General features: G+C 64.9%; 20 protein-coding genes and 1 tRNA gene. 11 read left to right on the top strand and 10 right to left on the bottom strand.

The features are described 5' to 3' along the window. Positions 1 to 83 precede the first annotated feature (83 nt). Entirely contained in the window at positions 84 to 1,187 is a 1,104-nt protein-coding gene (locus AC10V3_RS15195; RefSeq protein WP_022536096.1) for an aromatic ring-hydroxylating oxygenase subunit alpha, read from the bottom strand. Positions 1,188 to 1,568: 381 nt separating this feature from the next. Between AC10V3_RS15195 and AC10V3_RS15190 the strand changes: the two genes are divergently transcribed. The 4 genes from AC10V3_RS15190 (at position 1,569) to folE2 (ending at position 5,789) form a co-directional block, all read left to right on the top strand. Beyond that, positions 1,569 to 1,892 carry an exodeoxyribonuclease VII small subunit gene (locus tag AC10V3_RS15190; RefSeq protein WP_022536095.1) on the top strand — a complete coding sequence of 108 codons (324 nt, stop codon included), beginning with the start codon at positions 1,569 to 1,571 and terminating at the stop codon, positions 1,890 to 1,892. After that, positions 1,889 to 2,773 (top strand): polyprenyl synthetase family protein, encoded by an 885-nt coding sequence (locus tag AC10V3_RS15185; RefSeq protein ID WP_349608795.1) that lies wholly within the window; start codon positions 1,889 to 1,891, stop codon positions 2,771 to 2,773. The genes AC10V3_RS15190 and AC10V3_RS15185 overlap by 4 nt, the downstream gene beginning before the upstream one ends. 43 nt (positions 2,774 to 2,816) lie before the next feature. Then, positions 2,817 to 4,733, top strand: coding sequence for a 1-deoxy-D-xylulose-5-phosphate synthase (gene dxs, locus AC10V3_RS15180; protein WP_022536093.1), 1,917 nt, complete (start codon positions 2,817 to 2,819; stop codon positions 4,731 to 4,733). 252 nt (positions 4,734 to 4,985) lie between these two features. Then, complete coding sequence (gene folE2 / locus AC10V3_RS15175) at positions 4,986 to 5,789, top strand: GTP cyclohydrolase FolE2 (RefSeq protein WP_022536092.1); 804 nt, start codon at positions 4,986 to 4,988, stop codon at positions 5,787 to 5,789. A 52-nt stretch (positions 5,790 to 5,841) separates the two neighbouring features. Here the strand turns inward: folE2 and tsaD are convergent, their stop codons facing one another. Further along, positions 5,842 to 6,876, bottom strand: a complete 1,035-nt coding sequence (tsaD, locus tag AC10V3_RS15170; protein WP_022536091.1) for a tRNA (adenosine(37)-N6)-threonylcarbamoyltransferase complex transferase subunit TsaD — start codon at positions 6,874 to 6,876, stop codon at positions 5,842 to 5,844. A 157-nt stretch (positions 6,877 to 7,033) separates the two neighbouring features. On the opposite strand from tsaD, the gene AC10V3_RS15165 reads away from it, so the two are divergent. From AC10V3_RS15165 to AC10V3_RS15135, 7 genes are all read left to right on the top strand, one after another. After that, the gene (locus tag AC10V3_RS15165) at positions 7,034 to 8,293 is read left to right on the top strand and encodes a BaiN/RdsA family NAD(P)/FAD-dependent oxidoreductase (RefSeq protein ID WP_022536090.1); all 1,260 of its coding nucleotides are present in this window, start codon (positions 7,034 to 7,036) and stop codon (positions 8,291 to 8,293) included. Positions 8,294 to 8,436: 143 nt separating this feature from the next. Further along, positions 8,437 to 8,649, top strand: coding sequence for a 30S ribosomal protein S21 (rpsU, locus tag AC10V3_RS15160; RefSeq protein ID WP_022536089.1), 213 nt, complete (start codon positions 8,437 to 8,439; stop codon positions 8,647 to 8,649). A gap of 130 nt (positions 8,650 to 8,779) precedes the next feature. After that, positions 8,780 to 9,229 carry a GatB/YqeY domain-containing protein gene (locus tag AC10V3_RS15155; protein WP_022536088.1) on the top strand — a complete coding sequence of 150 codons (450 nt, stop codon included), beginning with the start codon at positions 8,780 to 8,782 and terminating at the stop codon, positions 9,227 to 9,229. A gap of 202 nt (positions 9,230 to 9,431) precedes the next feature. Continuing rightward, positions 9,432 to 11,246 carry a DNA primase gene (dnaG, locus tag AC10V3_RS15150; RefSeq protein ID WP_490922435.1) on the top strand — a complete coding sequence of 605 codons (1,815 nt, stop codon included), beginning with the start codon at positions 9,432 to 9,434 and terminating at the stop codon, positions 11,244 to 11,246. A gap of 494 nt (positions 11,247 to 11,740) precedes the next feature. Further along, positions 11,741 to 14,014, top strand: a complete 2,274-nt coding sequence (gene rpoD, locus AC10V3_RS15145) for an RNA polymerase sigma factor RpoD (protein WP_041681117.1) — start codon at positions 11,741 to 11,743, stop codon at positions 14,012 to 14,014. Positions 14,015 to 14,024: 10 nt separating this feature from the next. Next, positions 14,025 to 14,103, top strand: a tRNA-Ile gene (locus AC10V3_RS15140). Positions 14,104 to 14,473: 370 nt separating this feature from the next. Continuing rightward, positions 14,474 to 15,157: a hypothetical protein gene (locus AC10V3_RS15135; RefSeq protein WP_490922433.1), complete on the top strand. Its 684-nt coding sequence runs from the start codon at positions 14,474 to 14,476 to the stop codon at positions 15,155 to 15,157. A 144-nt stretch (positions 15,158 to 15,301) separates the two neighbouring features. Here AC10V3_RS15135 and AC10V3_RS15130 read toward each other — a convergent pair whose 3' ends face one another. The 8 genes from AC10V3_RS15130 to AC10V3_RS15095 all read right to left on the bottom strand — a co-directional run bounded on the left by AC10V3_RS15130 (position 15,302) and on the right by AC10V3_RS15095 (position 21,376). Beyond that, a complete protein-coding gene (locus AC10V3_RS15130) occupies positions 15,302 to 15,580 on the bottom strand; it encodes a hypothetical protein (protein WP_490922431.1) in 279 nt (92 codons plus the stop codon). A 334-nt stretch (positions 15,581 to 15,914) separates the two neighbouring features. Further along, positions 15,915 to 17,135: a phage major capsid protein gene (locus AC10V3_RS15125; protein WP_490922430.1), complete on the bottom strand. Its 1,221-nt coding sequence runs from the start codon at positions 17,133 to 17,135 to the stop codon at positions 15,915 to 15,917. 267 nt (positions 17,136 to 17,402) lie between these two features. After that, positions 17,403 to 17,687 carry a hypothetical protein gene (locus AC10V3_RS15120; RefSeq protein WP_490922429.1) on the bottom strand — a complete coding sequence of 95 codons (285 nt, stop codon included), beginning with the start codon at positions 17,685 to 17,687 and terminating at the stop codon, positions 17,403 to 17,405. A gap of 147 nt (positions 17,688 to 17,834) precedes the next feature. Beyond that, positions 17,835 to 18,056, bottom strand: a complete 222-nt coding sequence (locus AC10V3_RS15115) for a hypothetical protein (protein WP_490922428.1) — start codon at positions 18,054 to 18,056, stop codon at positions 17,835 to 17,837. An 11-nt stretch (positions 18,057 to 18,067) separates the two neighbouring features. Then, entirely contained in the window at positions 18,068 to 18,337 is a 270-nt protein-coding gene (locus AC10V3_RS15110; RefSeq protein ID WP_490922427.1) for a hypothetical protein, read from the bottom strand. A gap of 82 nt (positions 18,338 to 18,419) precedes the next feature. Beyond that, a complete protein-coding gene (locus AC10V3_RS15105; RefSeq protein WP_490922426.1) occupies positions 18,420 to 18,770 on the bottom strand; it encodes a hypothetical protein in 351 nt (116 codons plus the stop codon). Between the two features lie 120 nt (positions 18,771 to 18,890). Further along, positions 18,891 to 20,459, bottom strand: a complete 1,569-nt coding sequence (locus AC10V3_RS15100; protein ID WP_490922424.1) for a YfjI family protein — start codon at positions 20,457 to 20,459, stop codon at positions 18,891 to 18,893. Then, positions 20,456 to 21,376, bottom strand: coding sequence for a toprim domain-containing protein (locus AC10V3_RS15095; protein ID WP_490922423.1), 921 nt, complete (start codon positions 21,374 to 21,376; stop codon positions 20,456 to 20,458). Before AC10V3_RS15095 ends, AC10V3_RS15100 begins: the two co-directional genes overlap by 4 nt. Positions 21,377 to 21,478: the final 102 nt, after the last annotated feature.

Below are 21,478 nucleotides of genomic sequence, written 5' to 3'. Positions count from 1 at the left end.
GATTCTAGCAGCGCACATCGGACCGCAATGCAAAACGGACCGCGGTGGCGGTCCGTCGTTGCTTGCGCTGTGCGGTTATCGCACTAGCCCGCGTAGGCCATGGCGCGGCGGTACCACTCATGGAAGTGCTGCATGCCATCTTCCATCGGCGACTGGTACGGGCCGGTCTCGCTGGTGCCGCGCTTGAGCAGCGCCAGGCGCCCGGCGTCCATGCGCTCGGCGATCTCGTCGTCCTCGATGCAGGTTTCCATGTAGGCGGCGCGCTCGGCCTCGACGAACTCGCGCTCGAACAGCGCGATTTCCTCGGGGTAGTAGAACTCGACCACATTGCGCGTCTTGCGCGGGCCGACCGGGTGCAGCGTCGAGATCACCAGCACGTTCGGGTACCACTCCACCATGATGTTAGGGTAGTAGGTCAGCCAGATCGCGCCGTGCCTGGGCAGTACGCCGTTATTGAAGCGCAGCACCTCGTCGTGCCATTTCTGGTACGTCGGGCTGCCGGGACGCTTCAGGCCGGCATGCAGGCCCACGGTCTGCACGCTGTGCCACTCGCCGAACTCCCACTTGAGGTCGTCGCAGGACACGAAGCTGCCCAGCCCCGGATGGAACGGCACGACGTGGTAGTCCTCGAGGTAGACCTCGATAAAGGTCTTCCAGTTGTAGTCGCACTCGTGCACCTCGACATGGTCCAGCATATAGCCGTCGAAGTTCAGGTCCTTTGCCACGCCCAGCCTGGCCAGGTCGGCGCGCACGTCGCGCTTGCCGTCGAACAGCAGGCCGTTCCAGTTCTGCAGCGGCGAGCGCTTCAGGTGCAGGCAGGGTTGCTGGTCGAAATGCGGCGCGCCGAGCAGGTCGCCCTTGAGGTCATAGGTCCAGCGGTGCAGGGGGCAGACGATGTTCTGCGCATTGCCGCGACCATTGAGCATGATGGCCTGGCGGTGGCGGCAGACATTGGACATCAGTTCGACACCGGCGGCATTGCGTACCAGCATGCGGCCTTCGTCCTCGGCCTTGAGCGTGTGGTAGTCGCCGACTTCGGGAACCATCAGCTCGTGGCCGACGTAGCCCGGGCCATTCCTGAACAGCAGTTCGAGTTCTTGTTGATGCAGCGCTTCGTCGAAATAGACGCCGACGGGCAGTTGCGTATCAGCCGGCGCCAGATTGAGCGCGGTGCTGAGATTGGACATTATCCCCACTCCCAGATGAACAGGTGAAAGCAGTGAACAACCCAACCATCGAAAATTGAATCGATTTGGGAAAGACTTCCGCCAGGTCGGCAACGTCCGGTAGCCCCCTGGCGGCGAGGGGGAGATTGTACCCGAGCCAAAAAGTTAAGGGACTGATTTTTTTGCCTTTTTAGCGAAAAAGTCGACCCGGGTCGTCATCGGGGTGCCGTACCGGGCGCATTCGGAAAGACGACCCGAGCGCACAAGTCACATATGCCCCAAAGGCACTCATCGGAGCTTGCACTGCGGATGCGCAAGGATGGGGCAAGGGCCGGCTTTGGCGTAAAATCCGGGCTTCCCCATCCGGGTTTCCCCCGGGGTTCCTTATTTCCAGGGCCAGACATGCCAAAAACGACGACCGCTCCGGTCCAGACCGACGACACCACCGCGGCTTCCGCGCCGCCCGCTTCCTACGAAGCCGCGATGGCCGAGCTCGAGACCCTGGTGGCCAGCATGGAGAGCGGTGAGCTGCCGCTGGAGGCGTCGCTGGCGGCCTACCGCCGCGGCGCCGAACTGGTGCGCTACTGCCAGCAGAAGCTGGAGCGCGTGGAGCAGCAGGTCAAGGTGCTGGAAGGCGATGTGCTCAAGCCGCTGGCCGGAGAGGGCAATGGCGGTAACGGTGCCAATGGTGGCGGCGGCCGCGGGCTGGAGGGGGACGACGAATGAGCGACTTCGCCCAATGGATGCAGGCGCAGGGCGCCCGGACTGAAGCCGCGCTGCAGGCAGCGTTGCCCGATGCCAACACCGTGCCGCATACGCTGCACGAGGCGATGCGCTATGCTGCACTGAGCGGCGGCAAGCGCGTGCGGCCGCTGCTGGTGCACGCCGCCGGCGAGGTAAGCGGGGCCGATCCCGCCGCCTGCGATGCCGCGGCCTGCGCGGTAGAGATGATCCACGCCTACTCGCTGGTGCACGACGACATGCCCTGCATGGACGACGACGACCTGCGCCGCGGCCGTCCCACCGTGCACAAGGCCTATGACGAGGCCACTGCGCTGCTGGTGGGCGACGCGCTGCAGACCCAGGCCTTTATCGTGCTGGCCGGCGCCGAGGCCGTGGCGCCCGCGGCGCGGCTGAAGCTGGTGGCCGAGCTGGCGCTGGCGTCGGGCTCGACCGGCATGGCCGGGGGCCAGGCGATCGACCTGCAGAACGTGGGCCGCGCGATGACGCGCGACGCGCTCGAGGCGATGCACCGCATGAAGACCGGCGCGCTGTTGCGCGCGAGCGTGCGCATGGGCGCGCTGTGTGGTGAAATCGACGCGCAGGGATTGGCCGCGCTGGACCGGTACGCGGCGGCGGTGGGATTGGCGTTCCAGGTGGTTGACGATATTCTGGACGTCATTGCGGATACGGCCACGCTGGGCAAGACCGCCGGCAAGGACGCCGCGCACGACAAGCCGACCTACGTGTCGCTGATGGGGCTGGCAGCGGCGCGCGAACTGGCCGGGGCATTGCGCGCCGACGCTCACCAGGCGCTGGCTGGCTTTGGGGGCCGCGCGGCCCGCCTGGCGGACCTGGCGGACCTGATCGTGCTGCGCACACACTGAAATGAAGAGCCGGACGCAAGAAACCGGCGGCCGAACGGACATCATGACCTACGCACTCCTCAAGAAGATTGACGCCCCCGCAGACCTGCGCAAGCTCGACCGGCGCGAGCTCCAGACCCTGGCGGAGGAATTGCGCGCCTATGTACTGGAGGCGGTTTCCCAGACCGGCGGCCACCTGTCATCCAACCTCGGCACGGTCGAGCTGACCATCGCGTTGCACTACGTCTTCAACACCCCGGACGACCGGCTGGTGTGGGACGTGGGCCACCAGAGCTACCCGCACAAGATCCTGACCGGGCGCCGCGAGCGCATGGGCACGCTGCGCCAGTGGGGCGGCATCTCGGGCTTCCCGCGTCGCAGCGAGAGCGAGTACGACACCTTTGGGACCGCGCATTCGTCGACCTCGATCTCGGCCGCACTCGGCATGGCGCTGGGCGCGCGCACGCTGGGCGAGCAGCGCGTCTCGGTGGCGGTGATCGGCGACGGCGCGATGACCGCGGGCATGGCCTTCGAGGCCCTGAACAACGCCGGCGTGTACAAGGACCTGCCGCTGGTGGTGGTGCTCAACGACAACGACATGTCGATCTCGCCGCCGGTGGGCGCGCTCAACCGCCACCTGGCGCGGCTGCTGAGCGGCCAGTTCTATGCGGCCACCAAGAAGGGCATCGAGAAGGTGCTGTCGGTGGCACCGCCGGTGCTGGAGTTCGCCAAGCGCTTCGAGGAACACGCCAAGGGCATGATGGTGCCGGCCACGCTGTTCGAGGAATTCGGCTTCAACTACATCGGCCCGATCGACGGGCATGACCTGAACTCGCTGGTGCCGACGCTGCAAAACATCCGTCAGCGCGCGCTGGAGGGCGCCGGCCCGCAGTTCCTGCACGTGGTCACCAAGAAGGGCCAGGGCTACAAGCTGGCCGAGGCCGACCCGATCCTGTATCACGGCCCGGGCAAGTTCAACCCGGCCGAGGGCATCCGCCCGGCGGCCAAGCCGGCGCGCAAGACCTATACGCAGGTGTTCGGCGAGTGGCTGTGCGACATGGCCGCCGCCGACAAGCGCCTGGTCGGCATTACCCCCGCCATGCGCGAAGGCTCGGGCATGGTGGAGTTCGAGAGGCGCTTCCCGGATCGTTATTACGACGTCGGCATCGCCGAGCAGCACGCGGTGACCTTTGCCGGCGGCCTGGCCTGCGAAGGCCTGAAGCCGGTGGTGGCGATCTATTCGACCTTCCTGCAGCGCGGCTATGACCAGCTGATCCACGACGTGGCGCTGCAGAACCTGTCGGTGGTATTCGCGCTCGACCGCGCCGGACTGGTGGGCGCGGACGGCGCCACGCACGCGGGCGCCTACGATATCGCCTACCTGCGCTGCATCCCCAACATGATGGTGATGACGCCGTCCGACGAGAACGAGTGCCGTCAGTTGCTGACCACGGCATTCCACCAGTCGGGCCCGAGCGCCGTGCGCTATCCGCGCGGCTCCGGCCCGGGCGCGGCGATTGCCGCCGAACTGACCGGCGTGCCGGTCGGCAAGGGTGTGGTGCGCCGCGAGGGCGCTGCGCGCGCGGGTCATCGTGTCGGCTTCCTGGCGTTCGGCTCGATGCTGCATCCGGCCATGGGCGCCGCCGAAGTGCTTGACGCCACCGTGGCCGACATGCGCTTCGTCAAGCCGCTCGACGTGGAACTGGTCAAGCGCCTGGCCGCGGAGAATGACTTCCTGGTAACGGTGGAAGAGGGCAGCGTGATGGGCGGCGCCGGCAGCGCGGTGCTCGAAGCGCTGGCCGAAGCCGGCATCGACATCCCGGTGCTGGTACTGGGCCTGCCCGACCGCTTCGTCGACCACGGCGACCCGGCCTACCTGCTGCAGCAATGCGGGCTGGACGCCGCTGGTATCGAGCGTTCGGTGCGCGAGCGCTTCGGCCTGGACCAGCCCAAGGTCACGGTCGCTTCGCGCGTGGCGTGATCCACCGCTTGCAGGTGACGCCGGTGTGCCGGTGATCACCTGCTCCGCAATAGGGGATCCGGGGCGCTGCACCACGAGTGCGTCCGAATTCCCTTAAACTCCCCCTTTTTGTGTTCGCAGCTGCGGGTCGGCGTGCCATATGCCGGGTCCCGTGGTTTCACACTCGTTGCGCGGCATGGATGGACTGCGAAAATGCCGCGACCGTAAGGAGCTGTGCCGCCCCGTTTGGCGCAGCCCTGGAGGAAACCGTAGATGAATGACATCAATCCCGCCTTCGTGATGCCCGACGTCCAGTCGAGCCTCGACACCCGCCAGATCCCCATCCAGCGCGTCGGTGTCAAGGGCGTGCGATATCCCGTGACCCTGAAGACCCCGACCGGCGTGGTGCCGACCGTGGGCACCTTCAACCTCGACGTGCACCTGCCGGCGGACCAGAAGGGCACGCATATGTCGCGCTTCGTCGCGCTGCTGGAAGAAGAGCGAGAGCCGCTGGAACTGGCGAGCTTCCGCCTGCTGCTCGACAAGATGCTGGAAAAGCTTGAAGCCGAGGCCGGCCGCATCGAGGTCACCTTCCCGTACTTCATCAGCAAGATCGCGCCGGTGTCGGGCGTGCAGTCGCTGCTGGACTACGAGGTCACGCTGACCGGCGAAGTGCGCAATGGCGCCACGCGCGTGTTCCTGAAGGCGCTGGTGCCGGTGACCAGCCTGTGCCCGTGCTCGAAGAAGATCTCGCAATATGGCGCGCACAACCAGCGCTCGCATATCACCATGGACGTGGAGCTGGCCGATGATCTGCCGGTGGAAGCACTGGTGCGCATGGCCGAGGAAGAGGCTTCGTGCGAGCTGTGGGGTTTGCTCAAGCGTCCGGACGAGAAGTTCGTTACCGAGCGTGCTTACGAGAACCCCAAGTTCGTCGAGGACCTGGTGCGCGATATCGCGATGCGCCTGAATGCGGACGATCGCATCGTCGCCTATGTGCTGGAGGCGGAGAACTTTGAGTCGATCCACAACCACAGCGCGTATGCGGTGATCGAGCGCGACAAGCGCGTCGACTGATCGGGTTGTCGCAGAGATTGAAAAAGCCACCGCGTGGCTTTTTTCTTTGGTGTCAGGCTGCGGACGGCAGCCTGATATCTGCCAGGTCCCAGCGCGGTGTCACGCCATAACCATAATCGCGCCGCGCCAGCTCCGGCGCTGCCTGCAAACGCATCGCCCCGGCAAACGCGATCATCGCGCCGTTGTCCGTGCAAAACGCCAGGTCCGGGTAATACACCTCGATCTTGCGCTGCTTGCCAAGCTGGTCCAGTCGCTCGCGCAACTGCCGGTTGGCGCCCACGCCGCCGGCCACCACCAGCCGCTTGTGACCGGTCTGCTTGAGCGCCGCCATCGACTTGGCGGCAAGGACGTCGACAATCGCATCGACAAAGGCACGCGCCAGGTTGGCCCGATCCTGCTCGCAGGTATTGGAGAGCTTGCGCGTCTGCGTCAGCACCGCGGTCTTTAAGCCCGCAAACGAGAAATCCAGGTTGCCTGAATGCAGCATCGGCCGCGGCAACGCAAACGCGCCGGGCGTGCCGAATTCCGCCATCCGCGACACTTCCGGGCCGCCCGGATAGCCCAGGCCGAGCAGCTTGGCAGTCTTGTCGAAGGCCTCGCCCGCGGCATCGTCCAGCGTCTCGCCCAGCAACGTGTAATCGCCAATGCCGCGCACATCCATCAGTTGCGTATGCCCGCCCGACACCAGCAGCGCCACAAACGGGAACGGCGGCGGCTCAGGCGTCAGCAGTGGCGACAGCAGGTGGCCTTCCAGGTGGTGCACGCCGACCATCGGCACGTTCAGCGCAAAGCCCAGCGCATTGGCCACCGAGGCGCCGACCAGCAGCGCGCCGGCCAGCCCCGGGCCTTGGGTGAAGGCGATGGCGTCGATGTCCTTGCGCGCGCGGCCGGCCTCGGCCAGCACTTGCTCCAGCAGCGGCAGCACACGCCGGATATGGTCGCGCGAGGCCAGTTCGGGGACCACGCCGCCATAGTCGCGGTGCATGGCGATCTGCGAGTGCAGCGCATGCGAGAGCAGGCCGGCCTCGGTGTCGTAGAGGGCCAGCCCGGTTTCGTCGCAGGAAGATTCGATGCCGAGGACAAGCATGGGTGAGGAGCATACGGCCGTCCCGATCAAGGAAACGGCTGTGGAAACAACAGGTTGCAGGAAGCGCGCAGGGTAGCACAGCGGCGCGCTGCGTGCTTTTCGCTACAATCTGCCCTTTCTTGAGCGGTGGCAACACAATGGATTTGCGAGGCGTGCGATGAGCGGGGTGGCAACGACCCGGACGGGCCGGTACGACGTGGCCGTGCTGGGCGCGGGTGCGGCCGGCATGATGTGCGCCGCCGTAGCCGGCCAGGGCGGCGCACGCGTGGTGCTGATCGACCATGCCACCAAGCTCGCCGAAAAGATCCGCATCTCGGGCGGCGGCCGCTGCAATTTCACCAACCTGCAGGCCGGGCCCGCCAACTATCTGTCATCCAATCCGCACTTCTGCCGCTCGGCGCTGGCACGCTACACGCCGCAGGATTTCCTCGACCTGATGCGCCGGTACGGCATCGCCTGGCACGAGAAGCACCGCGGCCAGCTGTTCTGCAACGACAGCGCGGAAGACGTGATCGCCATGCTGCATGCCGAATGCGACACCGGCCATGTGCGCTGGCAGACCGGCTGCACCGTGGCCGAGATCCGGCGCGAGGGCGACGACTTCCTGCTGCTGACCTCGACCGGCACGGTGCGCGCCGGGGCCGTGGTGGTGGCCACGGGCGGGCTGTCGATCCCCAAGATCGGCGCCACCGACTTCGGCTACCGCATCGCCCGGCAATTCGGCCTGGGTATCGTCGAAACCCGGCCCGCACTGGTTCCGCTGACCTTCGACGGCAAGGACTGGGCGCCGTTCGCGCCGCTGGCCGGAGTCTCGCTTGAAGTCGACGTCGCCACCGCCAGCGGCAAAACCGCCGGCGCCTTCCGCGAGGATTTGCTGTGGACGCACCGTGGCCTGTCGGGCCCCGCCGTGCTGCAGATCTCCAGCTACTGGCGCCCGGGCACGCCGATCGCCATCGACCTTTTCGACGGCGAGGACGCCGCGGCCTGGCTGCTCGAGCAGAAGGGCGGCAGCCGCAAGCACCTGGGCAACCTGCTGGCGCAACGGCTGCCGGCGCGACTGGCCGATGCCTGGTGCGCGGCGTCGGGCGTGGATGCCACGCTGCCGCTGCACGATATTACGGACAAGGCACTGCGCAAGCTCGGGGCCACGCTCAATGACTGGCGCATCATGCCGTCCGGCACCGAGGGTTATCGCAAGGCCGAGGTGACGATCGGAGGCGTGGATACGCGCGCCTTGTCATCGACGACGATGATGGCTCGCGACGTGCCTGGCCTGTATTTCATCGGTGAGGTAGTCGACGTGACCGGGTGGCTGGGCGGCTACAACTTCCAGTGGGCGTGGGCGTCCGCGGTGGCGGCCGGGGAGGCGGTAGCCGAGGCGGCACGGACGTCGGCCGCGGGGCAGTCGGTGGCATGAGCAGCCGGGCTGTCTGGTGGAAATGCGGCGCAAACGGCATGTCGTCAGTGTCCGTTGCGCGCCACTTCCGCTAAAGATCGTTGGTGCTACAATCCGAGGCTTCGTAAAGCCGCTTATCCCGAAAATTCCCATTTTCCGGCCAAATGACCACGATCCGTCTCAAGGAAAACGAGCCTTTTGAAGTCGCTATGCGCCGTTTCAAGCGCACCATCGAGAAGAGCGGGCTGATTCCCGAACTTCGGGCCCGCGAGTATTACGAAAAGCCCACCGCCGCGCGCAAGCGCACGAAGGCTGCCGCCGAAAAGCGCCACTACAAGCGTATCCGCAGCCAGATGCTGCCGAAGAAGCTGTACTGACCCGGCGCCTTCCGCTTGCATCCGACCCGCTGTGGCGTACGCTTCGGCGGGTTTTTGCGTTCTGGGACCCTTGCAGCGCGCGGCCACCGCCACCACCTGTGAGTGTCCACCCACTTTCTGGAAGATCACGATGTCCCTCAAAGCCCGTATCAGCGAAGACATGAAGACCGCCATGCGCGCCCGCGAAACGGATCGCCTCGGCACCATCCGCCTGCTGCTGGCCGCGATCAAGCAGCGCGAGGTCGACGAGCGCGTGGAACTGGACGATACCGCCGTGCTGGCCGTGGTCGAAAAACTGATCAAGCAGCGCAAGGACTCGATCTCGCAATTCCAGCAGGCCGGCCGCAACGACCTGGCCGACAAGGAACTGGCCGAGGTCGAAGTGCTCAAGGTCTACATGCCTGCGGCGTTGTCGGACGATGAAGTCGCCGCCGAGGTGCAGCAGGCCGTGGCCGCCACCGGCGCCGCCGGTCCGCAGGACATGGGCAAGGTCATGGGCGTCCTCAAGGCCAAGCTGGCCGGGCGCGCCGACATGACCGCCGTGTCGGCCCTGGTCAAGGCCGCGCTGACTCCGAAGTAAATGCTGATTTAATCGGTTGTAAGCGTGATGAATGCCGGATCAAAGAGGTTCGGCGCAGATGCACGGAGTTGAAAACAAGTCCGGGCGGCCTTATCGTCGCTGCACTACAATAATCCGATAGCAACCGGGCGCGCACCGGTCACGCATTCCTAGAAAAACGCCGCCCGCCGCGGGACGGCCATGCCTCAGGACGGTCAGTCGGGTGATTCCGCAATCCTTTATTCAGGACCTGCTCAACCGTGTCGACATTGTCGATGTGGTGGGAAAGTACGTACAGCTGAAGAAGGGCGGCGCCAATTTCATGGGGCTGTGCCCCTTCCATAACGAGAAGTCCCCGTCATTTACGGTATCGCCGACCAAGCAGTTCTATCACTGCTTCGGCTGCGGCGCCCACGGCTCGGCCATCGGCTTCCTGATGGAGTACTCGGGCCAGTCCTACCCGGAGGCAGTGCGCGAACTGGCCCAGTCGGTCGGCATGTCCGTGCCGGAAGAGCGCGACCGGCTGCCGCCGGGCCAGCGCGCCGAGCAGCAAGCCCGTTCGGTGGCGTTGTCCGATGCCATGAGCCGAGCGACCGACTTCTACCGCCGCCAGCTGCGCAGCGCACCGCAGGCGATCCAGTACCTGAAGGGCCGCGGGTTGACCGGGGAGATCGCCGCGAACTTCGGCCTCGGCTATGCCCCGGACGACTGGCAGGGCCTGGAGGCCGTGTTCGGCAGCTATCGTGACGACAACATTGCCGCCCCGCTGGTCGAGGCCGGCCTGCTGATCGAAAGCGACAAGCGCGATGCGGACGGCAAGTCGCGCCGCTACGACCGCTTCCGCGACCGCATCATGTTCCCCATCCGCAACACCAAAGGGGCCGTGATCGGCTTCGGCGGCCGCGTGATGGGGCAGGGCGAGCCCAAGTACCTGAACTCGCCCGAGACCCCGCTGTTCAGCAAGGGCACGGAACTGTACGGGCTGTTCGAGGCCCGTCACGCCATTCGGGAAACCGGCTACGTGCTGGTGGTCGAAGGGTATATGGACGTCGTGGCGCTGGCCCAGCTCGGTTTTGCCAATGCCGTTGCCACCCTCGGCACGGCGTGCACCCCTGTGCATGTGCAGAAGCTGCTGCGCCAGACCGACGCGGTGGTGTTCTCGTTCGATGGTGACGCGGCCGGGCGCCGCGCCGCGCGGCGCGCGCTGGAAGCCTGCCTGCCGCATGTGGCGGACAACAAGACCATCCGCTTCCTGTTCCTGCCGGCCGAGCACGATCCGGACAGCTATGTGCGCGAAGAGGGTACCGATGCCTTTGCCGCCCAGGTGCGCAATGCCATGCCGCTGTCGCGGTTCTTGCTGCAATCGGTGACCGAAGAACTGGACATGCGCCAGCCGGAAGGCCGCGCCCGTGCCCAATATGAGGCCAAGCCGCTGCTGCAGGCAATGCCCTCCGGCGGGTTGCGGCTACAGATTGTGCGTGAACTTGCCGATGCCACGGGTACGACACCTGCGGAGATCGAGGCAATCTGCGGCCTGCGCAGCGATCCGTCCCGGGTGGGCCGCTTTGAAAAACCGCGCCCGCGCGCGCGGCGCCAGGCCCCGACCGGGCTCGAGCAGCGGGTGATCCAGCTGCTGATGTGCTACCCGGCGCTGTCGGCCCGGCTCGACGAGGATGCCCGCGCGCTGCTGCTCGACGGCGAGACCGGCGGTGAAAGCGAGGTGCTGGCGCACCTGGTGTCGGCGTGTGACGCAATCCAGGGCGAGGTCAACTTTGCGGCCTTCAGCGAACATCTGGCCCAGTCGCCCTACGCTGAAGTGTATGCCGGGGCGCGCACCGCGGTGTTGCGGGAAGAGATCGAGGAAGCACCCGCGACCCAGGAATTCGATGCGGCCATCACCAAGCTGCTGGCCGAGCCGCTCCGGCGCGAACTCGACGGACTGCAGGCGGAAGTGGTGGCCGGCACGGCCGATGAGGCGGGCAAGCAGCGCATGCGCTGGCTGGTGAGTGAAATCCACCGGCGGCGCCAACTTGGCTGAGGCGCCGCTGGGCGCACTGGCTATCACACTGGCTATCAACCAGGAGGCAGCAGTAAGCGTTGAATGAGGGGCTGGGCCGGCACCGCCGAGCTTAAGCCTTGATTTTTCAGGTGAAAACCTCACCTGACCGGAAGCTGGCTATCTGTGGCGTGCTACAATAGCCGGTTTGGATTGCGAAATCTTTCTTCCCAGTTCTGGTGAAAGTGAGCGTGCCAATGGCAAAGGCCAAAGCAACCGAAACGGTTACCTCGAAAGCTCCCCAATCAGGGAGCGGCAAGGCGTCTGTGAAAACAACGGCGGCGAAGACATCGACCGCGTCAGTCAAGACACCAGCCCGGTCTGCGCCATCAAAGTCCGCGCGTAGCGTTGCAAAGACGCCCGCTGAGACGACTCACACCAGGACTCGCACATCCAAGGAAACACAGGCCTCGACTTCGGCACGCGAGAGCGGCAAGAGCGCCAGTACGAGCGGCAAGGTCGCCGCATCTGCACCAGTGAAAGGCAAGAGTATCACCGTGGCGAAACAGCAGAATACCGAAGTCGAGAGCAAGCGAGCGGCAGCAGCCGGCGCCAAGAGCGGAACCGCCAAGGCGGACACCACCGCGACGGCGTCCAAGGCGCGCGCCGCGACACCTGCATCCGTTGCATCCGAGCGTCCCGCTGCGCCGGCAATCAAGCCGGAGCCGAAAAAGCGTGGCCGCAAGCCCAAGGCCGGGATGCAGCACGACGACAGCACAACAGACGACGTGACTGAAGAGTTTTACGAGAACGATATGCCGGCGGCGACCCCCACCGCGGCACCGAAGACCGAAAAGCAGAAGGCCAAGGACCGCAAGGCCAAGGAAAAGGCCCTGCTCAAGGAGTTCGCCTCGACCCAGCAGGGCACCGAGGAAGAGCTCGAGCTGCGTCGCCAGAAGCTGAAGGCGCTGATCAAGCTGGGCAAGTCGCGCGGCTACCTGACCTACGCGGAAATCAACGATCACCTGCCGGACGACATGGTCGATTCGGAAACGATCGACACGCTGGTCGCCACGCTGAACGACATCGGCATCGCTGTCTACGAACAGGCGCCGGATGCCGAGACGCTGCTGCTCAACGACAATGCCCCGTCGGCAACCAGCGAAGAAGAAGCCGAGGAAGAGGCCGAAGCGGCCCTGTCCACGGTGGACTCCGAGTTCGGCCGCACCACCGACCCGGTGCGCATGTACATGCGCGAAATGGGCACGGTCGAGCTGCTGACGCGCGAAGGCGAAATCGAGATCGCCAAGCGCATCGAGGCCGGCCTGAAGGACATGGTGATGGCGATTTCGGCTTGCCCGGTCACCATCTCCGAGATCCTCGCCCACGCCGAGCGCGTCGCCAGCGACGAGATCAAGATCGACGAATTCGTCGACGGCCTGATCGACCCGAACGCCGACGAAGCCCCTGAAGCGCCCGCGGCCCCGGCCGCGGCGTCTGACGAAGAGGATATCGAGTCCGACGACGAAGAGGAAGGCGACGAGGACGATGACGACGAAGGCGGCGCCGGCGCTGGTGCCTCCGCCCGCCAGCTCGAAGAGCTGAAGCAGAACGCGCTGGAGAAATTCCGCGTGATCGCCGAGCAGTTCGACAAGATGCGCCGCGCGTTCGAGAAGGACGGCTACAACTCCAAGCCCTACGTCAAGGCGCAGGAAGCGATCCAGGCCGAGCTGATGGGCATCCGCTTCACCGCCCGCAATGTCGAGCGCCTGTGCGACACGCTGCGCGGCCAGGTGGACGAAGTGCGCAAGCTCGAGCGTTCGATCCTGAATATCGTGGTCGACAAGTGCGGCATGCCGCGCTCGGAATTCGTCGCCCGCTTCCCGGGCAACGAGACCAACCTCGAGTGGATCAACACCGTGGTGGCCGACGGCAAGGGCTACAGTGGCATTGTCGAGCGCAACGTGCCGGCCGTGCACGAACTGCAGCAGAAGCTGATCGACCTGCAGTCGCGCGTGGTGCTGCCGCTGAAGGAACTGAAGGGCGTCAACCGCAAGATGGCCGAGGGCGAGCGTCGTGCCCGCGAAGCCAAGCGCGAGATGACCGAGGCCAACCTGCGCCTGGTAATCTCGATCGCCAAGAAGTACACCAACCGCGGCCTGCAGTTCCTCGACCTGATCCAGGAAGGCAACATCGGCCTGATGAAGGCGGTGGACAAGTTCGAATACCGCCGCGGCTACAAGTTCTCGACGTACGCCACGTGGTGGATCCGCCAGGCCATCACGCGCTCGATCGCCGACCAGGCGCGCACCATCCGTATCCCGGTGCACATGATCGAGACGATCAACAAGATGAACCGCATCTCGCGCCAGATCCTGCAGGAAACCGGCAATGAGCCGGATCCGGCAACGCTGGCCGAGAAGATGGAGATGCCGGAAGACAAGATCCGCAAGATCATGAAGATCGCCAAGGAACCGATCTCCATGGAAACGCCGATCGGTGACGACGACGACTCCCATCTGGGCGACTTCATCGAGGACACCAACACGCTGGCCCCGGCCGAAGCGGCGCTGCACGGCTCCATGCGCGACGTCGTCAAGGACGTGCTGGACTCGCTGACGCCGCGCGAAGCCAAGGTGCTGCGCATGCGCTTCGGCATCGAAATGAGCACCGACCACACGCTGGAAGAGGTCGGCAAGCAGTTCGACGTCACGCGTGAACGGATCCGCCAGATCGAGGCCAAGGCACTGCGCAAGCTGCGCCACCCGAGCCGCTCGGACAAGCTGAAGAGTTTCCTGGAAGGCAACTAAACGCTTCCAAGGGCCTCTAGCTCATGCCTGGTTAGAGCAGCGGACTCATAATCCGTTGGTGCCGTGTTCGACTCACGGGAGGCCCACCAATGCTGACAAGGGTTTGCGGGAGATTTCCTGCAAACCCTTTTTTCATTTTGTGTAGTTCTTGTGTAGTTTGGCGAGCCGTGTGTAGCAGGCTGGCCGGCCACTTACCCGCCAGCCTCGTGAATCGAGCCGCCAGGACGCGATCAGGCATGGGGTGAACCCACGATAGCCATTCGCCCCGATCGAGGCGCGTAGGCCCGCTAATCGAGCTGGCCACGACGGCAGGCTGCCGCTTCAAGATTGAGAGCACCACCAGCTGGTCCACGGCACCACCCCCAAAGCGATCGCCGGCGATCGGGCTGTCAACCCCGTTTCACCGCAGCGGCCACGTCCTGTTAGCATCGCCACTTTGACTTTCTGAGGAACAGCTTGATGGATGCCACAACGCAGGCCTTTGTGACTGAAATCGTGTCGCGCAAGATCGCAGAGAACTGGCTCTACTGGTTGCTCTACCTCGCCGCTGTCTTCGTCGCCGCCTACTTGAGCGCATACATCAAGAAGCGGGCAGAGAACCTGGCGACAAAAGCGGACTTTGACGACCTCAAAGCGCAGCTCCGCCAGACCACTACCCTTACTGAAGAAATCAAGAGAGAGATCGGGCACGCGGAATGGAAAGCGCGCGAGTCGAATGCCCTGCTGCGCTCGAAGCTCGAGGAGCTATTACAGCATGTTGCAACGATTGATCGGGAACTCAATGAGCAATTGAGGAAGGCCGTCACCGGTAATGACTTTAGCTTTGATTCCACTCTCTTAGACCGGCTGGACGTCCTCAGGAAGCTTTACTTTCCCGAGCTTCGCGACGCTGTTGATTCTTATGAGCTTGCTTGGCGAGAGGCGATCGTCTGGGGGTTCAATGCTCACGAAAATGCAAAAGCCGCAATGTCAAGCGTTCCCTACGATAAAGCTGCCTACAACACCACCGTCGATCTGGCAAGAAAGGAGTGGGCGCCAACATACAAAAGTCTTCGCGCTCTTAAGCACGCACTTGAGGATGCAGCCGCCGAACACATGAGTGCCTTGCTGCAAGTTCCACCGAAGGAATCGCAGAGCCAATAACGAAGCGCCGTCGGCTCCGATCCTGCCGACACTCCAGATGCGGTACGGCCGGATCGAAGTTCAGGATCGGTTGATGCATGGCCGGTCTCCCAGGCGGCGAAGAAAACCCGGCACGAGGCCGGGTTCAAAAGATGGCAAGCCAGATCAGTCGACAACATTGGCAGGGAACACCGCGAACGTGCGTCCACCTTCCTCGGCCTCTCCCAACACGAGATAGCCCGCCGCGATGGGCACACCTTCTTTGTCCACGACACCGGCGAGAATACGTCCATCGTGGTCTGCGAACTTCAACTGCACCGGCATCCGCTCTGCGGTGTTTTCATCGAAGCCCGGAAGCAAGGCGTCCATTACGGGTTGCATCAACGCCATGCTCTCGTCCCTGGTGAGCGGTACCACGTCATCAGTCCAAACGGAAATATGCATTTGTTTCTCCGACCGGACCGCGCCTCGATTTTCACGATCCCAAAGTTGATTGAGAAATGTCTGGCTGGACCCGTTTACCGTTGCATGTGCCGACCTGAAGCGCCAATGAGCGTTAACCCTCGCAAACCCGGCGATCGGGTTTGCCCAAACGAAAAGCGCCACCAGGGGAGGAGTCCTGATGGCGCTTCCGGTTGCCGCCCGCCCGGAGAAATGCCAGGACGAGGATGAGGTAGGCGTCGACAACTGCCGCCCTTTTTCTGCATCAGGGGAGTCAGCGGCTGGCCCCTTGCTCGCAGCCCCGATCGCGCAAGGCCGCGAGTTCAAACAAACCCGATCAAGGCGTCGTGGTGTCCACCAACTCGCCATGCAGGCACAGCTCCGGCGTCTGCGTGATCGCAACCGCGCGGCATTCGGCTCTGATCGTGACCAAGTTTTTCTGGAAGTTGTCCGCGTCCTCGGTCGAGATCTCGACGGTGATGCCCTGGCGAATGCCCACGGTACCGCCAAGCGGCCCACCGATGGCGACGAATTGGCCCTCTGGAATCGCGGCAGACGGCACCAGGCGCGCGCCGAGGATCTGCGTGATGAGCGAGAACGGATTCACCACGAAATCGCCCTGGCTGTCCTTCTGCAAGATGATGTCGGCCAGCGTCATGGCGTTGACGCCGATGACGGAACCCGAGGCGCCGCGCGCGAGCAGCGTGGCCGCGATGCGCACCAGGTTGTCGATGAGCGTGTCCAGGACGTCCGGCGTCCACAGCGTGCCCTGCAGGGTGAAGCCCAACACTTCCGGGTTCACGCCGGTGCCGTACAGCAGCTGCACGTCGAGCTTCTTGTTGATGGCCTGGCGCAGCTGCGCATCGAGGAACGCGCTCAGCTGTGCCACGTCATCAAGCACCTGCCTGGAGGCACGCACCCAGGTCGCGATGGTTCGCACGTTGAGGTCGGCAGGCGCGAAGTCCATGTCCGACTCCGGCTTCAGCGCGGTTTCCTTCACCGGCGCCGAGGCATCCGTCAGCGTGCCGCGCACGACCTCGATCGCATTGCTGGTGACCGGCATGCTGGCCAGCGCGGTCCACATCACCGGATCGATCGGCACGCCGGTCACCGGCCCGATCTGCTGCGGCGGTACCGGATAGCCGGTGGTGGCGGCGGCATCGGCCTGGGTGGTCGTGATGGTCTTGACCAGGTGCGGGATCTCGACGTCGAGCTTGTCGAGGCGCCCCTTGCGCATGCCTTCGAGGAAGGCCTCGTTCTTCGTCAGGATGGCGCCGAGAGATGGCGCTGCGGTGGCGGCGCCGAACGTGCCGATCGGAAGGCCGGTGCGCGACGCATGCTTCTGCTCGACCTCGATCAGCCTCGCGGCGAACTTCGCCATGTCGGTCTTGCCTTGGCCGATTTCGGCTAACGCCTGCTGGCACATGGCCTTGATCTCGGCGTCGCGCGCCTTGATGGCCTCCATCAGCGCGGTGAGCTGCGCGACGTCGCCAGCAGGCGCCTCGCGGTCTTTGATACGCCGCACCAGGTCGGCGCGGCTTCCTATGGATGAGTACATGGTCATGCTCCAGGATGAGGTGACAACTGTCCAAATTGGACGGTTGGACGTCCGCGCCAGGACAACATCCCGATGCCCCGCTGCGCTTCGCCGCTTCATCCCGAAGCGAGCTGGCCAGGCCACCGTCACGCGGCCCCACCGTCAACCTAGGTCGATCAAATGATCTACCTACCCTGCACGGCCAGCGCGCTCATCCCGAGGTGCTGGCTATCGAGACGGTGAAAGAACTTTTCACCATCGAGACGTGGGCATGTTGCCCACGTCGAACTACTGCACCGAGGCCTGCTTCGCCTCCGCGATCGCATCCTGCGTCCGGCAGGAGTCCACCAGGTAGAGCGCGGCGCGAGCACGGTCGACAGGCGCCTCGAGCTGCCAGCCGACGATGCGGCCACCGTCGACGCTCGCGATCAGCAACGTGCCGGCGCCTTCGCCATTCACGTGCTTGCACCAGCCGGTCACCGCGCCGGCCTCGGTCACGCGCGCCACGGCACGCAAGGCCTCAACGCAGGCAGAGCACGGAATCGGCAGGGGGATATCGGTCGGGTTCGGCATGGCAAGGCCTCCTGGTGGGAATTTTCGGCCGCAGCGGCCGCGTTTACAAGGGGAGATTCTTCGAGCACTCGCCTGACCCCCGGTGCGCAAAGTGCGCCGTGAAAAATGACACTTCCAGCCGGGTTACGGACCCATGCGCCTCAAGGTTCACCCCTCCCCCGGTCGGGTTTGCATCACACGCGGCAGCGCGCGGCCGTCAGCGCCAGCGCACGGCACCAGGCAGGCACGCTTGGCCTTGCCTTCGATGAAGCCGGCCGACCAGCTCCAGGCCTCGGTCGACGTCGGCGCATAGCGGCACGCGCTGCCCGACTCGTTGCGCCGGCCTGCGGCGAACCCTTCGTTCCATGCCTTCGCATTCATTCTCAGCATGCGTTCTCTCCTCAGCGCCAGCGTTGCCGAATCGCCAGTTCGAGCTGCTCCACCTGCTGGTCGTCGGCATGGCGAGAGGCCGGACCAGGCGCGAGGTCGGCAGGCGACGGTCGCGGCCGGCCAGCACTGCGCTCCTTGCATTTGCGAATGCGATCGGTCTCTCGGCGTTGATCGGCGTCCAGCGGCTCGCGCACGCGATGCCGAGGCGCCAGGCTGACGCCGGCCAGGCAGGCGGCGACCAGGACGTCAAAGGCGAGTTGAGCAGCAGCGTCGTCGGCCACGACAGGCTCCAGGCTGGATGCCGGAAGCCTAAGCCGCGTCGATGCGGTTTACAAGGCGCCAGGGACAAACCCGCTGCGGCTCTCATTGCACGGCAGCCGGCGCGCTTCCGTAAAAGGCATCGGTGATGCAGGCGCAGAGCTCGAGCGAGAAATCCGGCATCCCTTCGTGAACGAACACGCGCACCATGCGTTGCCACCTCCGGTCAGGGACGAAGTAGTTCTCGCGCAGATCCATCAAGAGCTCGAGTAGCCCTTGAACGCTGTAGCAGGCATAGACAGATCTCTCACCATCGAGCACGTACACCGTCACGCGGAAATGCGGCGCCTCCAGTTGCTCGATCGCTATCACCGGCACGAGCCAGTCCCGAGGGTAGCTGTCGTGCTTCAGCATCGGGACGGCCTTCGCCTTGTACTGATCGGCTTTGCTTTCCATTTCGGTCTCCTCCTGGGTTTGAAATTTGGAAAAAGCTAGACCCTAGACGCCCTCGAAACCATCAAAAGGGGGTGGTTTTGGTGGTTTCGGTTGTGCCTGAGGTACAGGAATTTCCAGAGTTCACGGTTTGGCTGCTGCGTCCAACAGGCTGGGGTGGACCACATAGCGGTTGGTCGGACGGCCAGGCGCGCGTGGTTCAGGGGGCACCTTTCGTATCCATCCGTGGTCCTGGAGCACCAGGATCGCGGCCTGGATATCCGTCGTCTCGTTGAGCAGGCTCCAGTTCTTGATGCGGACGTCGCGCACCGAGAACGGTATCGGCAGGGCGCTGGCCTTCAGGCGCTTGAGCAGTTCCCTCGCAGCGTCGGTGTCTGGCCGAACACCATACGAGTAGGCGCGCTCGGCGTGGCTGCGCAGGTAGGTCGACCACAGCACGGCCCGCTTCATCGAGGCCGCGCCAACCGGACCACCCTCCGGACAATCGGCCAGGTGAAAGAGCAGCGCGAGCGCCGGTATCGTCTTGCGCGACTTCGCCAGGAACGACTCGAGCACCGGCATGACACCGCCGCTGCGCAGAGTGGCCTCGAGCAGCGTGAGCCATTCGATGAAGATTTCCGAGGCCTCCGGCGACAGGCGCAGGAAGAAGTCCTCGGCAGCGGCACCGGCATCGGCTTCGGCCTGCAGTGCGAGCGGATCGGCCGAGACCAGCCGGCTGTAGACGTCCTGTGCCGCGTTGGCGGCCTTGTTATTGGGATAGCGGTCGACATGACGCCAGGCCGCATTCGAGTCCGGCCACACCAGCATGAAGCGCTGCAGCAGGCCATCATCACCGGCACCACCGGAGGTCGCCTCGCGGACATACTCGCGTAGCCGTCCCGGCTGGATGCTGCCCAACACCGACAGCGCGACATGGGGTACGTGCAGGTACAGGCCTCGTCCGATGCGGTCCACCGTCCAGGAGCCGCTGCCATTCCAGCCCTGAAGGTAGAAGCCGCGAGCACCTTCCTGGCCTTCGCGATCCAGGCTGCGTAGCAGGCCCACCAGCTCATCGCGGTAGACACCCACACCTTGCGGGTTGTTTCGCAGGATCTCGGCCAGCGCTTCCATCGTGCTGTCGGTGGTCATCAAGCGCACATGCCGCGGCGGCGTCGGCAATTCGGTCTGCTTCAGTTCCGCGGTGCCATGCTTCTTTGCGGCGGACTTGAATGACGAGCGCGCGGCTTCATTGAGTAGTTCCACCGTCAACTTGCCGTGCTCGAAGTCGGCATGCGCCGTGACGAACGTCTGATGCGCCAGGTCGGCGAGCACGTGCAGCGGCTTGAGCACGGCAGTCATGCTCGGCGTCTTCATTGCGCCAGGGCGGCCGATGATGGCCAGCCACAGATTTCCGCGCTCCGTCCAGTTGTCGCGGAACTTCGGCCGGACGCCGATCTTGCGGCCCAAGGCGATGCCGAGTGCGGCCACGGCAGTCGCACCAGGATAGTCAGGCGGGCATTGCACGCGCTCGGCGATATCGGCGACCCAGTCCTGCAAGGCCCGTGGCAGCAGCTCCAACTCGAACGGTTCCACCGGCAGCAGCCCATCGGCAAATGGCAGCGGATCCGGCCAGATCTGGTTCTCGGCATCGGCCTGTGCGGCGCGCTCCTGGTTGCGCGCGATGAGATCGAACACCCTGCTCGCATCGTTCATGACTTCGCCTCGAGCGCGTAGAAGATGGCATCGGCGACGGCCGCATGACCCTCGAGCACGGCCATGTCGTTGAAGTCGGTACCGGCACCAGGCCGCGTGAACACCGGCTTCGTCACCATGGCGCGACTGCCCAGTGCGGCGGCGGCACCGGCGACCAGGCCAGGGTTGTCCTGGCGAGCAGCATCGTCATCGGCGCACACCATGAAGCGTCGGCAGGGAAAGCGTCGGCGCATGCCAATGGCGACGAGCGTCAGGTTGCCGGCAGACATCGCCGCCACCGTTGGCAGGCCGGTGGACTCGAACAGCGTGTGCGCGGTGGCCATGCCTTCGCACAGCAGGAGGGGTTTGTTCCCCGCTTCCATTTCGGCCTTGCCGGCGACGTAGTACAGCGCCTTCGGACTGGTACCGGCGAGAAAGCGCTTCTGCGTGGTGCCCTCGGCATCGATCCAGATGTACTGCAGCGAACGAATCTCGCCGCCCTGGTCCAGCAGCGGCACCAGCAGCGTCGCGTTGCGCTGATGCAGCCACCCCGGCCCGATCTGCTTCTTCACCAGGTAAGGGTGGTCGGGGTGCGCGTTGCCGGCGGCGTTCCATTGCAGGACGGCGGCCTCGGCGCCAGCTGCGCGCTGCCGGCGCCGCTGCGCGTCTTCCTGCATCCGTTGCGGCCGCAGGTCGCCGATCGGAATCGGCCGCTCGACGGTGTCGGCACCAGGACGCCATACGCCGCGCCAGTCGCCTCGGCGCCAGTCACCCAGGACACCGCGTGGGGGAGTCGACCACAAGCGATACCAGCCGGTGCGCTCACCACGCGAGTCCTCGGCGGTCGGGAAGCGATGCAGGCGACCATCGGCGATGACGTTGTGCAGGACGTAACCATGCGCGGCGGCAAAGGCGCCGAATTCATATTCCGGGTTCATGGGCACACCCCCTGGCTGTTGGGTGCGACGGATCGGTTGATCACGCGACGCGGCGTTTCCCCTCGATTACGGGAAGCCGCCCGATATGGGGCGGCGCGCATG

This window comes from Cupriavidus sp. PB-02 (assembly GCF_058252315.1).
Note: the sequence above shows the minus strand (reverse complement) of the source record. Positions and strands in the feature narration are given on the sequence as shown.